The sequence below is a fragment of the Microlunatus soli genome (assembly GCF_900105385.1).
Lineage (GTDB): Bacteria > Actinomycetota > Actinomycetes > Propionibacteriales > Propionibacteriaceae > Microlunatus > Microlunatus soli.
In genome coordinates this window covers 5,933,626-5,955,097 of record NZ_LT629772.1, presented here as the reverse complement: position 1 = coordinate 5,955,097, position 21,472 = coordinate 5,933,626, and the positions used below count along the sequence as shown (strand labels likewise).

The following is a 21,472-nucleotide window of genomic DNA, read 5'->3' as shown; positions in this document are numbered from 1 at the left end:
ATAGATGACATCCCCGACTCCAGCTTCCCTCGTGGCGATGGCGGAGAACCGACACACGCCCCTCGTCGGTGCGGTGACCACACGGAATGTGGGGATCGCCATCTATGACACCCGTCCGGGCGACCGCGATCGACGGCTCAAATCTGTCCGCCGGGCAGGCCGGCTCAGGTCCGGTGACCTGATGTGCCCCTCCGGTCGGCGGCTGCGGCCGAGGGCAGCGGGGTGGCCTCGAACGCGTGCTGCGGATCGAACCGCGACTTGACCGACAACAGCCGGGCGGTGTTGGCGCCGTACGCGTCCTCAGCCTGATCACGATCGTCGGGCCCGAGCAGGTTCACGTAGCCTCCAGGCAGCGAGTGCGGCCTCAGGGCTGTGGAGGTCGCTGCGGTCCAGGCGATGTGATCGTCTGCCCTGGCGTCGTCGGTCTCCCACATTCCGATGATCTCCACCATCAGGTGCGGGCTGCGGAGACCGAAGGCTGTCGAGGCCAAGGGCGTACGGGTTGCTGCCCCGTGGAACTGGTGCGCCATCAAGGCTGAGTGGGGCGAGGTGATGGTTTCCGCCGCGCGCACCAAGGCTTGGATGACGCCGGGAGTGAACCCGCTGACGGTCCGGGTGCGGAAGATGCCGCTGCGTTCGCTGAACGGAAACATCTGATCGACCCCGGCCAGCAGTCGGGACCGCGGCGCGGTGGCGATGTCGCCGACCAGCGGCGTACCGAGCTCACGCAACGAATTCACCGGGCTGCCCGGCCGAGCGCCCGCTGCCAGGTCGCCGGACCACGTCGGCATCAGGGCGAGCACAGCGTTTCCGTCCGGCCCGACCAGGAAGGCAGTATCCACTTCGAGTTCGTCGGGACTGGTCCGGAGCACGCCATCGAGCCTTCGGAGGACCGTTTCGGCTTCGCTCAGCGGGAAGAGGATGTTCCCGGCAAGCACGGACGGCACCGGATGCAGCCGAACGCGAAGTGACGTGACGACGCCGAAGTTGCCACCGCCGCCGCGGAGCGCCCAGAGCAGGTCGGGCTCGGCGTCGGTGTCGACGACGGTGCCGTCGGCAAGGACGACCTCGGCTCCGAGCAGGTTGTCCGCGGCCAGACCGAAGCGGCCGATCAGCGGTCCGTAGCCTCCCCCGATTGTGAGGCCGGCGATGCCGACAGTCCCTGCTGTTCCGGTGACGGCGGTCAGGTCGTGTTGCTCAGCGGCTGTAACGAGGTCGGCGGAGAGCGCACCCGCACCGACCTCGGCGACCCGGGTTTCGTCGTTGATGTCGATGGAGCGCATCCGACCGAGGTCGACGACCAGCGCGCCATCGCGGACCGATCGCCCGAAGAGATCGTGTCCGCCGGAGCGAACGACGAGACCGATGCCGTGCCGCCGGGCAGCACGGACGGCTGCCTGGACGTCGGCGGTCGACGTGCACCGCACGATCACGGCCGGCCGGGCCCGGGTCGGCGCGAGAAAGAGTTGGCGACCAGTTTCGTACTCGGGGCCCTCGGTGACAACGCGATCGGGCGCGACTGTGGAGCGCAGCTCGGCCAGTAGATCGGTGGTCGGATTGTTCATGGAATCCCTTCCGGATCGCCGGACATGTGTTGTGGACGTGATGCCAGTCTGGCTACCGATCAGGAGAGCACTGCCGGCAGGATGACGGAGTTGGCGTTGTTCATGGCGTGCACGATCAGGCACGGCCAGATGGCGCCGGATCTGCGGAGCAACAGCGCGTTGGCGATGCCGACGATGAAGGCGACCGGCATGATGTAGTTGATTCCGTGAGCGACGGCGAACACCGCGGCGCTGCCGATCACGGCCACCCACGGGCCGTACCTGCTCAGCATGTTGGCCAGGACACCGCGGAACAGCAGCTCCTCCCCGACCGGCGTCAGCAACGCTCCGAGCGCCAGGGCGCCGAGCATGCTCGCGACGCCGCCGGTGGCCGCGGACCGATAGTCGGACTGGACGGTCTGATTCGTCACACCGGACAACAGGATCGTCACGGCAAGATTGAGCCCGATGACGACGACGCCGGCCCCGACGGCGACCAGCAGCCAACGCGGGGCGACGCTGCGCAGGCCGAACGGGCGCACATCGCGGATCCGCAGCAGCACAGCCGCGATGAATGCTCCGAACGGTGCGAGACCAGAGACCGCGTACTGGACCAGCCCCGCGAGGATCGGCCGGCCGTGCGGGAGGGTGACGATGATCAAGATCCCGACGCCGTACAACACGGCCCCGGCGAGTGCGGCGACACCGACTTCGGGCCAACCGATCTTCTGATGGACTGCATGGTTCTCGACGGTGTTGCTGATCACGCCGAACCCTTCTCGTGTGGCGGCAGGTGAGTAGATCGGGCACCACTGCACACCATGCCCTTGGGGCACACCCAAACCCGACCTGGCTGTGAGGTCGCTCACACCATTGACCTTGAGAAGATGGCGACCTTGAGAAGATGGCTGTGCGGGACGATGGAGCGATGGCTTGGAGGAGCAATGGCGTGGAGCACCCGGGACGTAGCCGAACTGGCGGGCACCACGATCAAGACCGTCCGGCACTACCACAAGATCGGGTTGCTGAACGAGCCGGATCGCAATCGCAAGGGCTACAAGCAGTACCGCGTCGGGCATCTGCTGCGACTGCTCCGCATCCGCCGACTCTCCGCCCTCGGCGTGCCCCTGTCGCAGATCGCGGAGTTACAGGACGACGAGCATCCCGAAGAATCCCTTCGCCGGCTGGACGATGAGCTGGCGGCGCACATCGACCGGTTGCAGCACGCACGTTCGGAGCTCCGCGCGATGCTCCGCGATCGACTGCCCACCGACCTGCCGGCCGAGCTCGGGTCGGTGGTCGGAGAGCTCGGTCCGGCCGACCGAGCGCTGCTGGCGGTCTACTCCCGCATCCTCGATCAGGAAGGCATCGCCGCCTATCAGCGGATGCTGATCGACTACGGCGGCCATCCCACATCGATCGAGTTCAACGAACTGTCCGCCGACGCCGACGAGAAGACTCGGGCGGACCTCGCTCGTCGGAGTGTTCCGGCGGTGCTGCAGATGTATCGCGAACATCCGGATGTCGTGATGGCGTTGCAGCGGACATCGGGCGGCCCGGCGCACGCCGCCGAGACCGTGCGATACGCCATGATCGACGTCTACAACCGGGCGCAGTTGGACGTCCTCGAGCGGGTGCGCGGCGAGCTCAGCCGAGTGGCCACCTGAATTCGATCACTCCGGCGCGCTGCCTGGTCGGGACCCCCTCCGATTCAGCCATCGGACGACCGCTGCGCTGATCAGTCCCGGTGCCTCCAGCGGAGACAGGTGTCCGATGTCGGGCAGGATCTGCAGCCGGGAGCCGGGGACCGCAGCACTGATCTCGCGGTGTCGATCGACCGGGCAGAGCGCATCGTCGGCGGCGGCGAGGACCAGGGTCGGGACGGCTACCCGGTGCAGGGCGGGTCGTTCGTCGATTCGGGTGGCCTGGGCGGCGAGCTGAGTGTCCAGGATCTGATCACCGATGTCGTCCGCCATCGCGCAGATCGCCTCGTCGAGCGCGGCGGTGCGGTGGGCCGTCAGGACCGGCAGCAGGTCACGTTGTAGCTGTCGGGCGGTCTCCCCTGCCGCGAGTCGGCGATGCTCTTCCTGCCAACCGGTCAGCTGAGCGGCCGTCGGTGCCCGGGCGTTGGTGGCCAGCAGGCAGAGCCGGGTGACCCGTTCGGGCGCTCGGCGGATCAGCGCCATCGCGACGATTCCGCCGAGGCTCAGACCGGCGAGCGCGAACCGCGATGGAAGTTGATCAAGGAGATCGTCCACGCAGCCGTCGATCGTCGGCTGCTCCAGTCGACCGTGCACCACGTGCACGGCAGCAGGCAGGCCGGGTAGCACGGCATCCCAGAGCGCTGCCGAGCAGTTCATCCCGGGCAGCAGCACCAGCGGATCGGACGGGTCCGGCACCTCAGCCCTTGACCGATCCACTGCTCAGACCGGCCACCAGATACTTCTGCGCGATGAAGGCGAAGGCGATCACCGGCAGCGTCAGCAGCAGCGCGGCGGCACCGGCCTGCTGCAACATCGGCAATGTCTGGCCGAGTTGGGTGGCGATGAACACCGGCACCGTACGGGCCTCGACGTCGGTCAGGATGAGCGCGGTCATGTACTCCTGGAAGGCGAACAGGAAGATGAAGATCCCCGCGGTGATGATGCCCGGTCCCATCAGCGGGATCATGATCTTGCGAAGCATCTGCCAGCGGGTGCAGCCGTCGATCATGGCGGCCCCGTCGAGCTGCCGCGGGATCTCGGCGAAGAAGTTCCGCAGCAACCAGATGCTGAACGGCTGATTGATCGCGACCAGAGCGATCGCCACCGCGTAGGTGGTGTCGTAGACCCCGATCGCCCGGGACAGGTCGTACATCGGAAGGACGACCGCGAACCGCGGCAGGGCGCGGAAGATCAACGCCAGGATCAGCAGCACCGGCGAGATCCAGGATCCGAAGCGGGACAGCGCGTACGCCGCCGGCAGCCCGATCACCAGGGCCAGCACGGTGCTGATCACCGCGACCACCAGGGTGTTGATCAGATACTTGTAGAAGTAGGTGGTCTGCCACAGGTCGACGAAGGCCTTCAGGGTCGGGTGGTAGCTGAAGACCGGAGGGTTGAGGAAGGCGACATCGGTCGGCTTGGTGACCGAGGCAGCGGTCCAGATCACCGGCACCAGCATCACCACGCAGACCACGATCAGAAAGAGCCCGATCAGCACCGACGAACGTGCCGGTCTGCGTCGCAGTCGGCTCGCCGTCGGCGTGATCACCACGGAATTGAGGTCAGGCACAGTCGAGGTCGTCATCCCTGCCGCGCCTCCTTCCAGACGTTGCGGATGAACGGGGACAGCATGATCACGATCAGGATGATCAAGAGCACATTGATGGCGCTGCCCACCCCGAGCTGCTGGCCACCGTCGCGGAAGGCGACGTCGTAGATGTAGAGCATGATCGACTCGTTGCCGATCTGCTGGGCCTGCGGCGACAGTGGCACCAGGGCGTCGAAGATCCGCAGTACGTCCATGATCGATATCAGTGCGACGAAGCCGAGCACACCGCGGATGCTGGGGATGATCACGTGCCAGTGCCGATTCAAAGTCGAAGCACCGTCGATCCGAGATGCTTCGATGACCTCGTCCGGGACGCCCTGCAGGCCGGCCATGATCACCAGCATCGCGAACGGGATCAGGAACCAGACCGTGTCCAGCGCGATCAACAGCCGATTCGGCCACGGATCGGTCAGCCACAGGATCTCGCTACCGGTGATCTTGCTGATCAGGTAGTTGACGACGCCACCGAAGTTCTTGTCGAACAGCCAGGAGAACATCGTCGCGCCGACGATCTGCGGCACCACGTAGGACACCAGCATCGCGCCGAGCACGAACGGGCGCAGCCGGCCGAGCCCGTTGACCAGGATCGCCAGCAGGTAGCCGCCGACCAGCAGCGCGGCGGTGACGAACACGGTCAGTCCGACGGTGAACAGGACAGCGCGTCCGAAGCGCGGATCGGTCAACGCCTGCTGGTAGTTCGCCAGTCCGACAAAGGTCCCCGGGTCGCCGTAGGTGACGCGTTGCAGACTCCACTGGATCGTGCGGTACAGCGGCACGGCGAGCAGGCCGACCATCACCAGCACGCTCGGACCGATCATCGTGATGAACTCGCGCTTGCGCATGTCATCGCCTCCGAACCCGACGACACGATGCACGGCCGCCGACCCTCATCGGTAGTTCTCCAGGATGCCGTCGGCGATCTTCTGCATCTTCGTGGTCCCGTCGTCGACCGAGGTCTTGCCCAGGATGATCGAGGCGATCACCGGTGTGATCTGGTTGCTGATCTCCGAGGTCCACGGATACGGCTCGGCCGCCGGCGCGGTCTTGATCGCCGTGTTCGCCGCCGCCGCATAGGGTGAGCTGTCGTCGGACACCATGCCCTCGCGCGCCGGATAGGCCGCCGGCAGCGACGCCTTGGAGGCCTTCTCGCTCACCGAGGACGCAATGATCTTGAACAGCAGGTCGTTGTCGATCTTGGTGTTCTTCGGGATCGACCAGCCGTCCACCGACAACGCGTTGTAGGCCGCCGAGCCACCGTCGACCGTGGGCGGCGGGGCGAACGCGAACTTGTCGTACAGCTTGGTGTTGGACTGTTGAGTCAGGTCGTTCATTCGCCCGGAGAACATGATCGCCATCGCGGCGTCACCGTTGAACATCTGCTGCTGCACCGCCGGCTGATCGAAGGTGGTCACCTGAGGGTCCATGTAGGGCCGCAGCGAGATCAACTCCTGCAACGCCTTCTTCGATGCGGCCGAATCGAGGTTGGCCTGCTTGGTCTTCGGATCGGTCAGTGGCGTACCCAGCGATCCGAGCGCAGCGTCATAGGCGGTGACGATGTCGGCACTGGCCAGCCACGGCAGCGCCAGCGGATACTTCGTCGTCCCGGATGTCTTGATCTTCTTCGCGACCGACCTCAGCTCGGCGAAGGTCGTCGGCGGCTCCAGGCCGAGCTTGTCGAAGACGTCCTTGCGGTAGGCCAGGACGAACATCTGCGCCTGCATCGGCAGGCCGTACAGCTTGCCGTCATAGCTCATCGCCTCCTTCATCGCCGGATTGATCTTGTCCAGCGCGAACGCCTTGCCGTGCTGGGATTCCAGCGTGTTCAGCGGCTGCAGCTTGCGCTGCGAGGCGTATTGCGGGACGACGAAGCCGTAGGTCTCGACAATGTCGTAGCTGCCGGAGTCACCGGCCAGCGTTGCGGTGGTCTTCTGCACCTGGCCGCCGAAATCGATCGGCTCGTGCTTGACCGATACGGAGTCGCTGGAGCAACTGGACACCATCGTGTTGGTGTACGGGTCGATGGCCGAGGAGTTGTAGGCGAGCACATTCACCGTCGTCGGCTTCGGCTGCCTGCCCAGGTCGCAGGTGACCTTCGCCGCCGTCTGTGCTCCGGTCCGTGACCCGGCCCCGCAGGCCGTCATCGCCACCACGACGACGGCCCCCATCAGGAGTGCCGTCAGTGTCCTGAGCCTGCGAATCATCGTCGATCCCCTCGTTCGGTGGCGCTGAGTTATACGGATACACGGACCTGACCAGACAAGGGCAATGACCGTGTGCATACGCATACACTAGGGAGCCCGGGAAGCACATGCAAGCGCCGGGTGCCGGCCAGTGAGCCGGAACGACAGTCGGTTCAGCCGACCGGCACCTCCGCCGGGGAGCCGACCGTCGGACGCGAGCGGACGACGCCGACAAGCAGCCAGACCAGGCCGAATTGGAGTTCGGTCGCCACCCAGGCGACCGAATCAGAGACCACTGTTCCTGCCGCCGATGCGAGGGCGAGCCCTGCCGGCACACCGACCAGCACCACCGGAGCGCAGGTGATCAGGGCGACGGCAACCGGACGGGGCACCGACCCGGCCCGCCAGGCGGCGATCCCGACCAGCGTCGTCCCGATGTAGCCCAGATGCGCCAGCATCCAGACCGGTCCGGAGACAACACCGACAACACTGTGCGCCACACTCGCCAGCCCCGCACCCACAGCGCCCAGCACCGTACCGACCAGGTGGGCGATCAGCCCGGCGACGACCAGCCCGAAACCCCACCGCCCGAGAGCGCCGACCCGCACCGACCGGGCGATCACGATCACCGCCAACAGCAGCAGCCCACCCCCCAGCATCGACACGGCCAACTGCCCGACAAACGCCACCGAGCCGACCCCCGACTCACCCCAAGCAGGAGCTCCCGCCGCCGCGAACAACACCCCACCGACCACAGCCGGCCAAGTTCTTGAATTCATGTTCATAAACTACAGGCAGCCACCGAGAGGTTCGTCCCTTCCCCAGCCCGTAGCTGCCCAGAACCGACGAACCCGACCCCGGCATCGCACAACGCAGCAGAGACCGGCGACTCGCCGCGCCGATCGCACGGCGCGGCAGAGACCGGGTTTTCGGCGCTCTGCTGGAGTTTCGGGTGTGGCGGGCGTTGCGTCGCGGCCGGCCGACCAAGATCAACAAGGTCGCCGAACGCAACCCGGCCGCGATGCTGGGCGGAAACTCCAGCAGAGCGCCGAAAACCCACACCACGACCAACTCGCGCCGAGCATGAAGAACCCGAAGACAGCCGAGGACCCGAAGAAGCCGAAGAAGCCAGGCTCAGCCGGCAGCGAGCCGCTCCGCCGTATCGGCTTCTTGGAGGGCGGTCACGATCGGATCGAGCTCACCGGCGAGCACCTGATCCAGGTTGTGAGCCTTGTAGCCGATCCGATGGTCGGCGATCCGGTTCTCCGGAAAGTTGTAGGTGCGGACCCGTTCGGAGCGGTCGACGGTCCGGACCTGGGACTTGCGGGCCTCGGAGGCGGCGTTGGCCTGTTCCTCCTCGGCCCGGGTGATCAGGCGCGCCCGCAGCATCCGCATCGCCTGTTCCTTGTTCTGCAGCTGCGAACGCTCGTTCTGGCAGGAGACGACGATGCCGGTCGGCAGGTGGGTGATGCGGACGGCGGAATCGGTGGTGTTGACGCCCTGCCCGCCGGGTCCGGAGGACCGGTAGACGTCGATCCGCAGGTCGTTCTCGTCGATCTCGATCTCGGTCTCGGCGACCTCGGGCATCACCAGCACCCCGGCTGCCGAGGTGTGCACGCGACCCTGGGACTCGGTCACCGGCACCCGCTGCACCCGGTGCACGCCACCCTCGAACTTCAGCACCCCGTACGGCATCGTGTCCGGCGCTCCGGCGGAGCCGGCCTTGACCGCGACGGTGATCGACTTGTAGCCGCCGAGGTCGGTCTCCTGGGAGTCCAGCACCTCGAGCTTCCAACCACGGTGTTCGGCGAATCTGCTGTACATCTTGAACAGGTCGGCGGCGAACAGTGCCGATTCCTCGCCACCTTCGCCGGACTTGATCTCCATGATCGCGTCACTGGAATCGTTCGGGTCGCGGGGCGCCAGCAGCCGGGTCAGCCGTTCGGTCGCTTCCTCCAGCCGGCTGGACAGCTCGTCGGCCTCGGCGGCGAAGGCCTCGTCCTCGGCGGCGAGTTCCTGCGCCGCGGCGAGGTCCTCGGTGAGCTGGTCGTAGGAGTCCAATGCTGTCACGATCGGCGTCAGTTCGGCGTACCGGCGACCGATCCGGCGAACCTTGGCCTGATCGGCGTGGGTCTGGGGATCGGCCATCTCGGCCTCCAGCCGCGCGTATTCCTGCCGCAGCGGTGCCGCTGACTCGAACCTGACCATGTTTTCCTCCGCCGAACTGCCGAATTGCCGAACCGCCCGACGGTGTGGAGCGGTCTGGACAGACGAAAACGCCGGGAGCCCGGGTCACGCGGACCCTGCTCCCGGCGTTTGACGAAGCTACTTCTTGCCGTACCGCTTCTCGAAGCGGGCGACCCGACCACCGGTGTCCAGAATCCTCTGCTTACCGGTGTAGAACGGGTGGCACGCCGAGCAGGTCTCGACCCGCAGGGTGCCGCCGGCGGTGGACTTCGTGGTGAACGTGTTTCCGCAGCTACAGGTCACTTCGGTGACGCTGTACTCGGGATGGATCCCAGCCTTCATTCTTTCTCCCTGTCGTGTGTATGCACCGGGTCGTCCTCTGAACGGGGACGTGAACCGGCACCAGCGAACAAGTGTGCCGTAGATCCCAACGCCGTACCAAACCGGATCATTCCCCGACGAAGCTCTCGATCCGGCGGCGAAGCCCGGCTGGGTCCAGGCCGTGCAGCCGGTCGTGATCGGCCGGCGTGCCGTATCGATGCCGATCCGGGTCGCCGACACCGAGGCCCAGCTGGCGATGATCGAGGTCCAGCAGCGCCTCGGCGACCTGGGCGGCCGACGTACCGGCAAGGTACGGCTCGACCAGGACGACCCGCGGCCGTCCCAGGTTGGCCCGCAGTGCCCCGGCGTCGAACGGACGGATGGTCGGCGCATAGAGCAGGGTGACGTCGAGGTCGCGGACGGCCAGCTCGGTCGCCCGGAGCATCGGGCCGACCGCGACGACGGTACCGCGACGGCCGTCGCGCAGCCGGGTCCAGCCGGTGGGATCGTGCGGCTCGGCATTGGGTTCGCCGCCGATCCGCAGGTACACCCGGTCATCGCCGGCGACGGCCGCCCGCAGTTGCGCGTCGACCTCGGCCGGATGTCCCGGCACGTGCACGGTCCAGCCCCGCAGGGTGTCCAGCAGCGCGACGTCGCCGGGCGACTGGTGGGTACGGCCACCGGCTGGCCAGTCGTAGGAGCCGTACGAGCCGACCAACACCGCGCCGACCTTCTGATGATCGAGATCGAGCTTCACCTGTTCCCAGGCTCGTTCGATCAGGAAGGCACCGAAGGTGTGGGCGATCGGCCGTAGCCCGCTCAACGCCAGGCCGGCGGCGGTGCTGAGCAGCAACTGCTCGCGGATCCCGACGTTGATCACCCGGTCGGGCCGGGCATCGATCAGATCGGCGAACCGGTCGGACGAGATCTCGGCCAGCACCAGGGCGGTCCGTTCATCGGTCTCCAGCAACTCCCGCGTGGTGGCGACGAACTGGCTGCGCAGGTCGATCACGGCGTCGCCGGTCCAGCCGCGTTGGGCCGCACCCCGCTCGTCCTGATGATCAACGGCTGGCAGATCGTGGGTTGTGGTGTCGGTCATGATCAACCTTTCGGCTCGACGTGGGCGATGACTGCGGTCGGACGGTCGGCGCCGATCTCGCTGAAGGCTCCGGCGAGCGCGGCCCGGTCGCGTCCGTCGACGTCGTGCACCAACCAGCCCTCGGTCTCGAATCGGCGACCGATCCCGCCGCGCCAACCGTGGCTGGCCGACTGGTTGTCGATCACCACGGTGACCAGGTTGCCGAGCCCGACGCTGCCGGCGTAGACGACGGCCTCGGAGTTGCTGCCCTCATCGAATTCGGCATCGCCGATCAGGCAGAACACCCGGGCCGGATTGTGTTGGGCGCGTAGGCCGTGCGCGACACCGACGGCCACCGGCAGCCCGTGGCCGAGTGATCCGCTGGAGAACTCGACGCCGGGGATCAGCAACCGGTCCGGATGGTGCCCGAGTCGGGATCCGAAGCCACCGAAGGTGGGCAGCCACTCCTGTGGGATGAATCCCTTGGCCGCGAGGACGGCGTAATAGGCCATCGGTCCGTGCCCCTTGGACAGGATGAACCGGTCGCGCCGTGGATCGTCGATGGTCTGCGGACTGAGCGCCAGCACCCGGTCGTAGAGCACCCACAACACGTCCAGGGTCGAGGTGGCGCTCGGTCCGTGCTTCTCGTCGCCGGTCATCAACCCCATCAGCTGTTCGAGGTCTGCCCGATCGGGATCTGCTCGGTCTGGGCCTGCCTGTGTGGTGGTCATGATCGCCAGTGTTCAACTTCAACCACGGTTGAGATCAAGGGGTGGCCGAGGATCGCCGGGACAGACCGCCAGTAGGCTCGCAGCCGGACGTCGTCGTACCGGGAAGGACATGATCATGGTCGACACCATGCGAGCCGCCGTCTGGCACGGCACGGGGCCGGAACTGCGGATCGAGGAGATCCCGGTGCCGGAACCGAAAACCGGCGAGGCGCTGGTCAAGCTGACCTCCTGCGGGGTCTGCCATTCCGATCTGCACGTTCTGCGCGGCGAGGTCGCGTTTCCCTCCCCTGCGGTGCTGGGGCACGAGATCAGCGGTGTGGTCACTGCGCTCGGGCCGGGCACGGACGACGCCGCACCGGCCGTCGGCACCTCGGTTGTCGGAGCGTTCATCATGCCGTGCGGCAGTTGTCGGCAGTGCGAACGGGGCCGAGACGACATGTGCCTGAGCTTCTTCGCCCAGAACAGACTGAACGGCACCTTGTACGACGGCAGCTCCCGGCTGCAGGCTACCGACGGCAGCTCGATAGCGATGTATTCGATGGCCGGTCTGGCCGAGTACGCCGTCGTCCCGGTCATCGCGCTGGCGCCGTTGCCGCCCGAGTTGCCGCAGGCGCCGGCTGCGATCCTGGGGTGCGCGATCTTCACCGCCTACGGCGCGATCCGACACAGCGCCGACCTGCAACCCGGCGAGACGGTCGCCGTGGTCGCGATCGGCGGCGTCGGCCAGAGCATCGTCCAACTGGCCAAGGCGATGGGCGCCGGTCGGGTGATCGCGATCGACGTCAGCGACGAGAAGCTGGCCCAGGCCCGTCGGCTCGGCGCCGACGAGGTGATCAACTCCGCCGGCACCGATCCGGTCGCCGCGGTCCGCGAGCTGACCGACGGGGCCGGCGTGGACGTGGCCTTCGAGGCCCTCGGACTGCCGCAGACCTTCCAGCAGGCATCCCGGATGTTGATCGACGGCGGTCGGATGGTCGCGATCGGGATCGCCGCCGGCGACGCGACCGCACAGATCGAGATCACGCCACTGGTGCGCCGCGGGTTCCACATCATGGGGTCCTTCGGCGGCCGGACCAGGGTCGACCTGCCGGCGGTGATCGACCTCGCCGCCCAGGGCAAGATCAACATCGCCGATGCGGTCAGTCGCAGCTACCGCCTGGACCAGGTGAACGATGCCTACGCCGCACTCGGCCGCGGCGAGATCCGCGGCCGCGCGGTGATCACCATGGAGTGAGCGACATCAGTTTCTTCGGTCTGTACGAATCCGGCTACCACTGGCATCGCACCGACTGGACGGTCGAGGTCGAGCTGAACCGTCGCTACCTGCACGAGATGTAAGACCGCTACGGGAGTCGCCGGCGTTCCGCGGTCGGTACCTGCAGCACGAGACCGTCGACAAGAGTGGGGCGGCGAGCTGACGACGCTCGACCGGCTCTGATCGGCACCGCTCAGACGCGCAGCAGCTTCGGGCCGATCGCCGAGTAGCGCTGAGCGGTTGCTCGGGCCAGCTGCTTCCCGGTGACGATCCAACTCAGCTGCCGGACGTCGGCGAACTTGGCAAAACTCGTGACACCGAAGCGGGTGTGCTCACAGACCAGCGCGCTCTGCCGGGCCGCAGCGATCGCCGCACGTTTGGTCTCCGCGACGGCCGGGTCAGGAGTCGTCAGGCCTCGGTCCAGCGTCACGCCGTTGGTGCCCAGGACGGCGAGGTCGACGTTCAGCTCGGCGAGCATCGACACCGCCCACCGGTCCACCGTACCCATCTTCGCTGGGCGCAGCCGGCCACCGACAACGATCACGTCATGATCACTCTGTCGACCGAGATCCGCGGCGATGGTGACCGATGTGGTGACCACGGTCAGTCGCCGGACCGGGCGCAACGGACCGACCAGATCCTCCAGCAAGGCACCTTCGTCGAGGAACACCGAGCTGACATCGGTCATCAAAGACACCGCCGCCTCGGCGATCGCCAATCGCTCCTCGGTCTGGGCCTTGCGCCGGTCCTCCACCGAAGTCTCGTGGCCGCCGATGTCGGTGGGGAAGAACACCCCGTAGGAGCGGACGATCAACCGCTGCGCCTCGAGCGCTCGCAGATCGCGCCGCAAGGTCGCCGGTGAGACAGCGAACCGGTCGCCGATCTCCGACACGACGGCCCGACCCTCGGAGCGGACGAAGGAAAGGATCTCCTGCTGACGGTCGAAGGCCCTGCCACGGAACATGCTGGACATACTGCCCGGCATCTTCGCACAGCGTCGGAAACGTGCGCACAATGATCATGAATTGAACGCCTTCGGCACGGCTGCTGATCGTTGATCATCCCTAGGGTGGTGACGAATTCATCATCGTCGATGCGGATGGGTGTGGCAGCGGGTGAGCAGTGAGACAACCGAGGTGGGCAGCGGGCCGGTGGCCCGACCGCCGGTGCCCCTCGACACCACCGACCCATCGGACGAACTGATCGGTCCCCTCGACGCCCGCCGGCGCCCCGGTGCTGTCCGTCGGCGGCGGCGCGGCTATCTGTTGTTCATCGCCTTCGCGCTGCCCAATCTGGCGCTGATCGCGGTCTTCGCCTACTGGCCGATCATCGAGAACGTCTACCTGAGCTTCACCGACTGGGACTTCATCTCCCCCGAGGCCGGCTTCGTCGGACTTCTCAACTACACCGGACTGTTCAGCAGCTGGGCCTTTCCCACCGTGCTGCTCCGTACGCTGGTCTGGGTGCTGGCGGTCGTCGTGGTGACGATGGTGCTCGGACTGGCGCTGGCTCTGCTGTTCTCCCTGCGGATCAAGGGCACAACGGCCGTCCAGTCACTGGCGTTCTCGCCGCACGTGCTCTCCGGCGCAGCGATCGCCACCATCTGGCTGTTCATCTTCGATCCCAATCACGGGCTGAGCAGAATGCTGTTCAACGTCGTCGGCGCCGACTCCCCCGACTGGACGACGGATGCGTCCTGGGCGCTGCCGGCGTTGATCATCGTGTCGATCTGGAAGGGTCTCGGGTTCGTCGCGATCGTCTACCTCGTCGGCATCCAGCAGATCCCGGCCGAGGTGCTGGAAGCCGCCAGGATCGACGGCGCCGGTCGGATCGCGAGCTTCCTGCAGGTGATCTTCCCGCTGCTCTCCCCCACGACGTTCTTCCTGATCGTCACCCAGACCATCTCGGCCTTCCAGGCGTTCGATGTCATTGCGATGATGACCGGCGGCGGGCCGGCCGGCGCGACGACGACGCTGAGTTGGTTCATCTATGACGAAGCGTTCAACCGCACCAACGTCGGCGTCTCCAGCGCGGCCTCGATGATCCTGTTCGTCGTGCTGATGGTGATCACCGCAGTGCAGTTCCGGTTCGTCGAGCGGAGGGTGCACTACTGATGGCCGCCGTACCGACCGTGACCCCGCAGACACCGCGACGGACGACCGGCGGCCGCGCCCGCCGGACGCCCTGGTGGGGTGTGCTGGCACTGATCGTCAGTGCTCTGGTGTTCCTGATCCCGCTCTATCTGTTCGTCAGCACCGCGTTCAAGACCACGGCCGATATCAACAGCTGGCCGCTGCGGCTGATCCCGCGATCACTGACCTGGGAGAACGTCGTCAACGCCTGGCAACTGGCGCCGTTCGGACAGTTCTTGATCAATTCGGTGGTCGTCGCGCTGATCGGGATGGCGTTGAAGGTCGTGCTGGCCGTCCTCACCGCCTACGCGTTCGCCTTTCTCCCCTTTCCCGGGAAGCGGTGGCTGTTCATCTTCATGCTCGGTGCGCTGATGGTGCCCGGACATGTCACGCTGCTGGTCAACTACATCACCATCGGTCAGCTGCATCTGGTCAACACCTACGCCGGGCTGATCCTGCCCGGCGTGGCGTCGGCGTTCGGGACCTTCCTGCTCCGACAGTTCTTCCTGTCGATCGCCCCCGAGGTACTGGAGGCCGCCCAACTGGACGGCGCCGGTCACCTGCGGACGATCGTCTCGTTCATCGTTCCGATGGCCCGGCCGGCGATCATCACCGTCGGGCTGATCGCGTTGATCGACGAATGGAACGGCTTCGTCTGGCCGCTGATCGTCACGAACTCGGTGAACATGCGAACGCTGCCGATCGGCCTGCTCTACCTGAAGGAGAACGACGGGATCAACGACTGGGGCGCTCTGATGGCCGGGACCCTGTTCGTCGTACTGCCGATGGCGATCGTCTTCCTGCTCGCGCAGCGCTACATCGTCGCCGGGCTGGCCGGGAGCGCGGTCCGCCGATGATCATCGACCACCGGTCACATCGGCCGAGAAAGGGAGACCCGGTGACCCGACTCAACCTGAACCGTCGCCGATTGCTGACCGGGGCGGGTGCTGTCGCCGCCGGCGTCGCGCTGTCCGGCTGTGTCGGCCGCCGCGACGGCGACTACGATCAGGTCAGCGGGCAGGTACCGCCGCAGTTTGCCCGCCGGGACCGGGTCGTGCTGTGGAGCGCGTTCACCTCGCACAACGCCGAGATCCTGCAGACGATCATCGACCGGTTCAACGCGGCGCAGACCGACATCTTCTGCGAGATCCAGTTGTTCCCCGGCTACGACGCCCTGGATTCCAAACTCGCTGCAAGTCTGACGTCGGAGCAGGTGCCGGACTTCATCACTCTCAGCGACGTCTCCTGGAACCGCTACCTGCTGGCCGAGGCGCTGGAGCCGCTGACCGACTACTTCGACGCCGACTTCGACACCACCGCGTTCCATCCCCGATTCCTCGCCGAGGGCACCGTCCGTGACCAGATCTATTGGCTGCCGTGGGCGCGCTCGACTCCGCTGTTCTATTACAACAAGGAGATCTTCGCCGCCGGCGGCCTACCCGACCGAGGGCCGGACAGCTACACAGAGCTCCGGGAGTGGGGTCGCCAGCTGAAGGGCCTGCGCTATCGCGGGTCGAAGGTGCGGATGCGCGGTTACACCGGCGAGGACGACTGGTACTTCCAGGGATCGTCCTGGGCCTTCGGCGGTGGCTACTCCGATGGAATGAACCCGACCCTGGACTCCGAACCGACGATCGCCTCGTTGGAATCCGATCGGGCCTTCATCCACGACGATCAGATGGCCTACCTGGCCAGCGACATCAACGCCGACTTCGCTTCCGGGGTCACGGCTTCGATCTTCAACTCCACCGGCGCGCTGACCTCGTTGCTGGACTCGGTCGAGTTCGAGGTCGGTGCAGCCTTCCTGCCCCGGCAGCAGACCGTCGGGGTGCCGACCGGAGGCAGCGGTCTTGCGGTGATGCGTAATGCCACTCGCAGCCGCAAGCAGGCGGCCTGGCAGGTGATCAGGTATCTGGCCGAACACGGGGCGGCCGATTGGAGCATGGCTACCGGCTACCTTCCGGTGACCAGCAGCGCGCTGCACTCTCCCAAGATCAAGAAGCGGAACACCCGGACACCCGCCTATCAGGTCGCACAAGATCAGCTCTCCCGCGCACGGACCCCGGATGTGATGCGCCGCTACGTCAACGAGACGATTGCCGAGATGCAGATCGCGATCCAGAAGGTGTATGCCGCCAATGCCGACCCGGCTCGGGTCCTGCGGGAGACGGTACGGGTGCTGGAACCGGCGATCGAGCGCACACTACCCAAGTATCAACGCCAGGTCGGGACCTGATCGAGCATCACCCGTCGAGTTCGTCACCCCACCGTCGCCATCGCGACCGTCGGCTCCGGCCAGGAAACCGCACCAACCAGGTCAGCAGTTCCCCAGAGAGAGGCAGCACCGTGAGTTTTGTCGTCGTCGGACACCGAGGCGCCATGGCCGAGGCACCGGAGAACACCGTTGCCAGCTTTCGACGAGCCGAGGAGATCGGCATCGACGAGGTGGAGACCGACGTCCGGATCAGTGCTGACGGTCAGCTGCTGATGCTGCACGACGCCACCCTCGACCGGGTCGCCGCGGACGACGCCGGTAAGGGTCTGGGACCGATCGCGGAGTTGCCCTGGTCGGTGATCAATTCGGTCGACATCGGTGACGGGGAACGGGTGCCGACACTGCTGCAGATGTACGAGTCGACCGCGAGCACCATCCAGCTGGAGATCAAGGCACCGGCCGTGATCGACTCGCTCGTCGACTTCTTCGCCGACCATCGTGATCATGCGGAGCGGACCTTTCTGACCGGCTTCTCGATCGAGGCGATCTCCACGGTCGCCGAGCGGATGCCGCAGATCCGCCGCGGCATCATCACCTCGACCTGGAGCGAGGTCGCCGACCGTCCGGACGGCCCCGAGGGATTGATCAAGGAGACCGGCTCGACCCGACTGCACAGCGGTTGGGACGGCCTGACGGCCGGCGCGGTCGACCAGCTGCACGAGGCCGGCTATCAGATTCACGGCTGGCCGACCAGGACCAGGGAGGACCTGCGTCGCTGCCTGGAGCTCGGTCTGGACGGGACGACCAGCGACGATCCGCGGACGCTGAAGCAGTGGCTCGCCGAGCTGGTCGACTGACGACCCATCACCGCGGCTGAGACGAAGGAGGCAATCGTGCAGGGCGATCCGATCGGGGCGGTGCTGTTCGATATGGACGGCACCCTGTTCGACAGCGAACGGCTGTGGGATGTCAGCCTCGAGGAGTTGGCGACCGGACTCGGCGGCACGCTGTCGCCGGCAGCACGACTCGCCGTGGTCGGCAGCAACCTGATCGACACCGTACGGATGGTGCACGCCGACGTCGGAGTCGACGGCGATCATCTGCAGTCGGCCCGGTGGCTACTGCAGCGGACCAGGGAGCTGTTCGCCGAGGGTGTCCCGTGGCGCCCGGGTGCCGAGCAGTTGCTCGACGCCGTACGGTCGGCCGGCGTGCCGACCGCGCTGGTGACGGGCAGCTATCGCAGCCTCGTCGAGGTCGTCCTCGGGCAACTGGCGCCGGACACCTTCGACGTCGTGGTCTGCGGTGACGAGGTGACCAAGCCCAAGCCGGACCCCGAGCCTTACCTGGCCGCGGCGGCAACACTCGACCTCGACCCGCGCCGCTGCGTCGCGCTGGAGGACTCGGCCAACGGCATCGCTTCGGCCACCGCCGCGGGTTGTTTGGTGGTTGCCGTCCCCGAGGACCCGCTGACATTGCCGGACGGCCACACCGCGATCGTCGCCGAACTCGATGGCCTCACCGTCGACCGACTCGGCGACTGGCTGGCGGCCTCGACGCTGCGCTCTGAGACGCTGCGCTGAGCGGGGCGGGACGTCGGACCAGCCGGCCGACGCAGGTCGGGCGACCCGACGGGAGGGCGGGTGCCGGTAGGAAAGAATGGTCGGACCGATTCGCCGCAGAGAGGCACCGATGAAGATCGACTCGATCACGACGTACCAGCAGAACAACAATCTCGCACTGGTCCGGGTGACCACCGACGACGGCCTCGAGGGGTGGGGCCAGGTCTCGCCGTACATCGCCGACCAGAGTGTCCCGGTGCTCCATGATCAACTCAGCTCGTGGTTCCTGGGCAGGGATCCGTGGGACCTGCCGGCGATCGTCGACGAATGCGTCCGGATGGAGTACAAGTTCTACGGCACGACGCTGTTCCGTGCGCTGTGCGGTATCGACACCGCGATCTGGGATCTGCTCGGCAAGGCGACGGGGCTACCGGTCTACAAACTGCTCGGAGGTGCGGTCCGGACCACGATCGGTGTCTACGGCTCCAGTATGCGCCGCGACATCACGCCGTCCGACGAAGCCGACCGGCTGCGCACGCTGGTGGACGATGGCACCTTCACCGCGTTCAAGATCAGGATCGGTCAGGTGATGGGCCGTGACCGCGATGCCGCACCGGGACGGACCGAGTCGATCATCCCGACGATCCGGGACGCGGTCGGCGATGATGTCACGCTGCGTGCCGACGCCAACGGGTGTTACAGCCCGGCCGAAGCGATCCGGGTCGGTCGGCTCCTGGAGGCGAATGGCTACTACCACTACGAGGAGCCCTGCCCGTACCCACAATTGGAGAGTACGGCGGCGGTCGCCGCCGCGTTGGACATCCCGGTCGCCGGCGGTGAACAGGACAATTCATTGGAACAGTTCCACCGGATGATCGAGGGACGCGTGGTCGACATCGTCCAGCCCGACATCGGCTACATCGGCGGCGTCACCCGGGCCCGCAAGGTCGCCGCGATGGCCGAGGCCACCGGCATCCCCTGTACGCCGCACTGCGCCAACGTGTCGCTGCTGCAGATCTTCACCCTGCACCTGGCCGCGTCCAGCCCCTCGGTCAGCCAACCTCAGGAGTGGAGCATCGAGGACGTGCCCTGGGTCAGGGACCTGTACGAGCCGTTGCCGATCGTCCGCGACAGCGAGGTCACCCTCGGCACCGAGCCCGGCTGGGGCGTCACGATCAACGCCGACTACCTCGCCCGGTCGCAGAGCCGAACCAGCCGCTGACCACCACGCGATCCGGGACGACCGCACGTTGGTTGCCACCAGGGCGTCACACACACGAGTACGACAACGGGCGCACCAGCAAGACGCCGGGCACACCACATCGGATAACGGGCGTTCCGGTCGTTGGTCGTGTTGTTCCGCTCCGGCGCTCGTGAGCATGCGCAGAGTGATCAACTCGCACGCCCCGAATCGGATCGATCCCGGACGGGCATTCAACCGCGGGTTCAGCGGCGTTGTCGCATGGATCGTTCGGTGAAGCGGACATGTTGCCGGGGTCGCTGGCGGGGGTCGATCCGGATCGGTGGGATCACCTCAGGTAACCCTCGGTGGTCCAGGCGGATGGTCCAGCGACTGCCCGGCGGTGCGGTGGGGTCGGGTTCGACCAGGTGGTGATGGTGGGCGCACAACAGGACCCCGTTGGACAGGTTGGTTTCACCACCGTCCCACCACGGTGTCAGATGATGTCCCTCGCACCGGATCGGTGGCACATCACAGCCGGGGAAGACACAGCCACCGTCGCGCAGGGTCAACGCCTGGCGCAGCGCGCCGGTGAACAACCGCACTCTGCGGCCGAGATCCAGGACCGTCGACGGGCCACCGAACACGGCCGGCAGCAGGTCCGCACCGCAGGCCAGCCGGCGGGCCTCTCCAGGGGTGACGGTCTCCTCCGACCCGAGGATCACTCCACCCGATCGGAGTCCGGCCAACAAGTGCTCGTAATCGATCACGATCACCACCCGGGGCCGATCACCATGCACCGACGGAGCGAGTTGGCGACGGGCCAGGTCGTCGATCATCGCGGTCAGAGCGTCGGCGCGGCGTTGCGCCAACGTCGGCACCTCGGTGTCCGGGTCGATCCGGTGATCAAGGCCTTTGGCTCGGGCCTGTTTCTCGTAGGCATCGAGCTGACCGATGAACGCTTCCCCGGCAACCGCGGGCAACCGACCGTGGAAATTGATCGATCCGTGTGCACCGTGCCGCCAGGTCAGGTACCGGTCCCGCCGGGCCCGGCGTTCCTCGGCGTCCAACTGGGCGCCGAGTCGTTCGTCCACGGTGTCGGGTTCGAGTTGTTCGATCAGACGGTTCGTCAGCCGGCGCAACGCGTCGGCGTGGAATTCGGCGGCGCGGATGATCAACTCGACCTGTAACCCTTCGACCTCGACCGGGTCGGCGGTAGCAGGGAGGTTCTTCAGACTGGTGCAGATCGCGGTGGCCTGTTCTACCGTCAGGTCTGCCGAGTCGATGGCGGCGGCGATCAATGGGAACCGTTCCAGTTGGTCGGCCAACCGGACCAGGGCCCGGCCTTGGCGGGGGCGGAGTCGGTTGGTGTCGGTGATCCGGTCGGCGACGGTCCAGCCTTGTTGGTCTTCACAGATCCGGCGGCGCTGGGTTTCGGCGATCACGCGCAACTGTTCGCCGCGGAGCCGGTCAGCGACCCCACCGAGTTGGTCCAGTCGTTCCAACAACTCGGTATCGGACAACTGCCACATCTGCGTTGACGCGATCCGGTCGACTGCCTGCCGCACACCAACCAGCGGTGGGGCGATGGTGTGGACCAGATCACCCGGATCCTCGGGCAACTCCACATCCCACCGTGATCCCTCATCCCAACACGAATGATCATCCGACGGGCCGACCAGAAGACCAAGAGCGAACGAGTCCGGGACGGTCGAACGCTCGGGCGCAGCATCACCCGCCGCGCCGGCAGTGAACGTCCCGTTGGTCATGTCCAACAC

General features: G+C 66.6%; 22 protein-coding genes. 9 read left to right on the top strand and 13 right to left on the bottom strand.

Going from position 1 to position 21,472, the window contains the following annotated elements; translation table 11 throughout:
* Nucleotides 1-164: 164 nt before the first annotated feature.
* Nucleotides 165-1,565, bottom strand: coding sequence for an FAD-binding oxidoreductase (locus BLU38_RS27230; RefSeq protein ID WP_091529567.1), 1,401 nt, complete (start codon nucleotides 1,563-1,565; stop codon nucleotides 165-167).
* A gap of 59 nt (nucleotides 1,566-1,624) precedes the next feature.
* The gene (locus BLU38_RS27225; RefSeq protein ID WP_197679886.1) at nucleotides 1,625-2,311 is read right to left on the bottom strand and encodes a CPBP family intramembrane glutamic endopeptidase; all 687 of its coding nucleotides are present in this window, start codon (nucleotides 2,309-2,311) and stop codon (nucleotides 1,625-1,627) included.
* A gap of 177 nt (nucleotides 2,312-2,488) precedes the next feature.
* Between BLU38_RS27225 and BLU38_RS27220 the strand changes: the two genes are divergently transcribed.
* Nucleotides 2,489-3,211, top strand: a complete 723-nt coding sequence (locus BLU38_RS27220) for a MerR family transcriptional regulator (RefSeq protein ID WP_091529565.1) — start codon at nucleotides 2,489-2,491, stop codon at nucleotides 3,209-3,211.
* Nucleotides 3,212-3,217: 6 nt separating this feature from the next.
* Here the strand turns inward: BLU38_RS27220 and BLU38_RS27215 are convergent, their stop codons facing one another.
* From BLU38_RS27215 to BLU38_RS27195, 5 genes are all read right to left on the bottom strand, one after another.
* A complete protein-coding gene (locus BLU38_RS27215; protein ID WP_091529562.1) occupies nucleotides 3,218-3,943 on the bottom strand; it encodes an alpha/beta fold hydrolase in 726 nt (241 codons plus the stop codon).
* Nucleotide 3,944: 1 nt separating this feature from the next.
* On the bottom strand, nucleotides 3,945-4,832 hold the full coding sequence (locus BLU38_RS27210) for a carbohydrate ABC transporter permease (protein WP_091529560.1): 888 nt from the start codon (nucleotides 4,830-4,832) through the stop codon (nucleotides 3,945-3,947).
* Nucleotides 4,829-5,698, bottom strand: a complete 870-nt coding sequence (locus BLU38_RS27205) for a carbohydrate ABC transporter permease (RefSeq protein WP_157683750.1) — start codon at nucleotides 5,696-5,698, stop codon at nucleotides 4,829-4,831. The genes BLU38_RS27210 and BLU38_RS27205 overlap by 4 nt, the downstream gene beginning before the upstream one ends.
* A 45-nt stretch (nucleotides 5,699-5,743) precedes the next feature.
* On the bottom strand, nucleotides 5,744-7,057 hold the full coding sequence (locus tag BLU38_RS27200; RefSeq protein WP_172836232.1) for an ABC transporter substrate-binding protein: 1,314 nt from the start codon (nucleotides 7,055-7,057) through the stop codon (nucleotides 5,744-5,746).
* 152 nt (nucleotides 7,058-7,209) lie between these two features.
* The gene (locus tag BLU38_RS27195; protein ID WP_157683749.1) at nucleotides 7,210-7,815 is read right to left on the bottom strand and encodes a hypothetical protein; all 606 of its coding nucleotides are present in this window, start codon (nucleotides 7,813-7,815) and stop codon (nucleotides 7,210-7,212) included.
* 173 nt (nucleotides 7,816-7,988) lie between these two features.
* Between BLU38_RS27195 and BLU38_RS32135 the strand changes: the two genes are divergently transcribed.
* Nucleotides 7,989-8,123 (top strand): hypothetical protein, encoded by a 135-nt coding sequence (locus tag BLU38_RS32135; protein WP_269458142.1) that lies wholly within the window; start codon nucleotides 7,989-7,991, stop codon nucleotides 8,121-8,123.
* A gap of 47 nt (nucleotides 8,124-8,170) precedes the next feature.
* Here the strand turns inward: BLU38_RS32135 and prfA are convergent, their stop codons facing one another.
* The 4 genes from prfA to BLU38_RS27175 form a co-directional block, all read right to left on the bottom strand.
* Nucleotides 8,171-9,244, bottom strand: a complete 1,074-nt coding sequence (gene prfA, locus BLU38_RS27190; RefSeq protein WP_091529551.1) for a peptide chain release factor 1 — start codon at nucleotides 9,242-9,244, stop codon at nucleotides 8,171-8,173.
* 117 nt (nucleotides 9,245-9,361) lie between these two features.
* Entirely contained in the window at nucleotides 9,362-9,565 is a 204-nt protein-coding gene (rpmE, locus tag BLU38_RS27185; RefSeq protein WP_091529548.1) for a 50S ribosomal protein L31, read from the bottom strand.
* 106 nt (nucleotides 9,566-9,671) lie between these two features.
* Entirely contained in the window at nucleotides 9,672-10,643 is a 972-nt protein-coding gene (locus tag BLU38_RS27180; RefSeq protein WP_231920065.1) for a transketolase family protein, read from the bottom strand.
* Between the two features lie 2 nt (nucleotides 10,644-10,645).
* Nucleotides 10,646-11,353, bottom strand: coding sequence for a thiamine pyrophosphate-dependent enzyme (locus tag BLU38_RS27175; RefSeq protein WP_091529545.1), 708 nt, complete (start codon nucleotides 11,351-11,353; stop codon nucleotides 10,646-10,648).
* A gap of 115 nt (nucleotides 11,354-11,468) precedes the next feature.
* Here BLU38_RS27175 and BLU38_RS27170 point away from each other — a divergent pair, with 115 nt between their 5' ends.
* Nucleotides 11,469-12,587 carry a zinc-binding dehydrogenase gene (locus tag BLU38_RS27170; RefSeq protein WP_231920064.1) on the top strand — a complete coding sequence of 373 codons (1,119 nt, stop codon included), beginning with the start codon at nucleotides 11,469-11,471 and terminating at the stop codon, nucleotides 12,585-12,587.
* 214 nt (nucleotides 12,588-12,801) lie between these two features.
* On the opposite strand, the gene BLU38_RS27165 is transcribed toward BLU38_RS27170, so the two are convergent.
* Nucleotides 12,802-13,593, bottom strand: coding sequence for a DeoR/GlpR family DNA-binding transcription regulator (locus BLU38_RS27165; protein ID WP_091529541.1), 792 nt, complete (start codon nucleotides 13,591-13,593; stop codon nucleotides 12,802-12,804).
* Nucleotides 13,594-13,723: 130 nt separating this feature from the next.
* Here BLU38_RS27165 and BLU38_RS27160 point away from each other — a divergent pair, with 130 nt between their 5' ends.
* From BLU38_RS27160 to BLU38_RS27135, 6 genes are all read left to right on the top strand, one after another.
* Entirely contained in the window at nucleotides 13,724-14,722 is a 999-nt protein-coding gene (locus tag BLU38_RS27160; RefSeq protein ID WP_231920063.1) for a carbohydrate ABC transporter permease, read from the top strand.
* The gene (locus tag BLU38_RS27155; RefSeq protein WP_091529534.1) at nucleotides 14,722-15,597 is read left to right on the top strand and encodes a carbohydrate ABC transporter permease; all 876 of its coding nucleotides are present in this window, start codon (nucleotides 14,722-14,724) and stop codon (nucleotides 15,595-15,597) included. Before BLU38_RS27160 ends, BLU38_RS27155 begins: the two co-directional genes overlap by 1 nt.
* A gap of 41 nt (nucleotides 15,598-15,638) precedes the next feature.
* Nucleotides 15,639-16,976 carry an ABC transporter substrate-binding protein gene (locus BLU38_RS27150; RefSeq protein WP_157683748.1) on the top strand — a complete coding sequence of 446 codons (1,338 nt, stop codon included), beginning with the start codon at nucleotides 15,639-15,641 and terminating at the stop codon, nucleotides 16,974-16,976.
* Between the two features lie 143 nt (nucleotides 16,977-17,119).
* On the top strand, nucleotides 17,120-17,812 hold the full coding sequence (locus tag BLU38_RS27145) for a glycerophosphodiester phosphodiesterase (RefSeq protein ID WP_091529527.1): 693 nt from the start codon (nucleotides 17,120-17,122) through the stop codon (nucleotides 17,810-17,812).
* Nucleotides 17,813-17,848: 36 nt separating this feature from the next.
* Entirely contained in the window at nucleotides 17,849-18,535 is a 687-nt protein-coding gene (locus tag BLU38_RS27140; RefSeq protein WP_197679885.1) for an HAD family hydrolase, read from the top strand.
* Nucleotides 18,536-18,611: 76 nt separating this feature from the next.
* Complete coding sequence (locus tag BLU38_RS27135; RefSeq protein ID WP_269458141.1) at nucleotides 18,612-19,736, top strand: mandelate racemase/muconate lactonizing enzyme family protein; 1,125 nt, start codon at nucleotides 18,612-18,614, stop codon at nucleotides 19,734-19,736.
* 224 nt (nucleotides 19,737-19,960) lie between these two features.
* On the opposite strand, the gene BLU38_RS27130 is transcribed toward BLU38_RS27135, so the two are convergent.
* Entirely contained in the window at nucleotides 19,961-21,463 is a 1,503-nt protein-coding gene (locus tag BLU38_RS27130) for a DUF222 domain-containing protein (protein ID WP_091529522.1), read from the bottom strand.
* Nucleotides 21,464-21,472 lie beyond the last annotated feature (9 nt).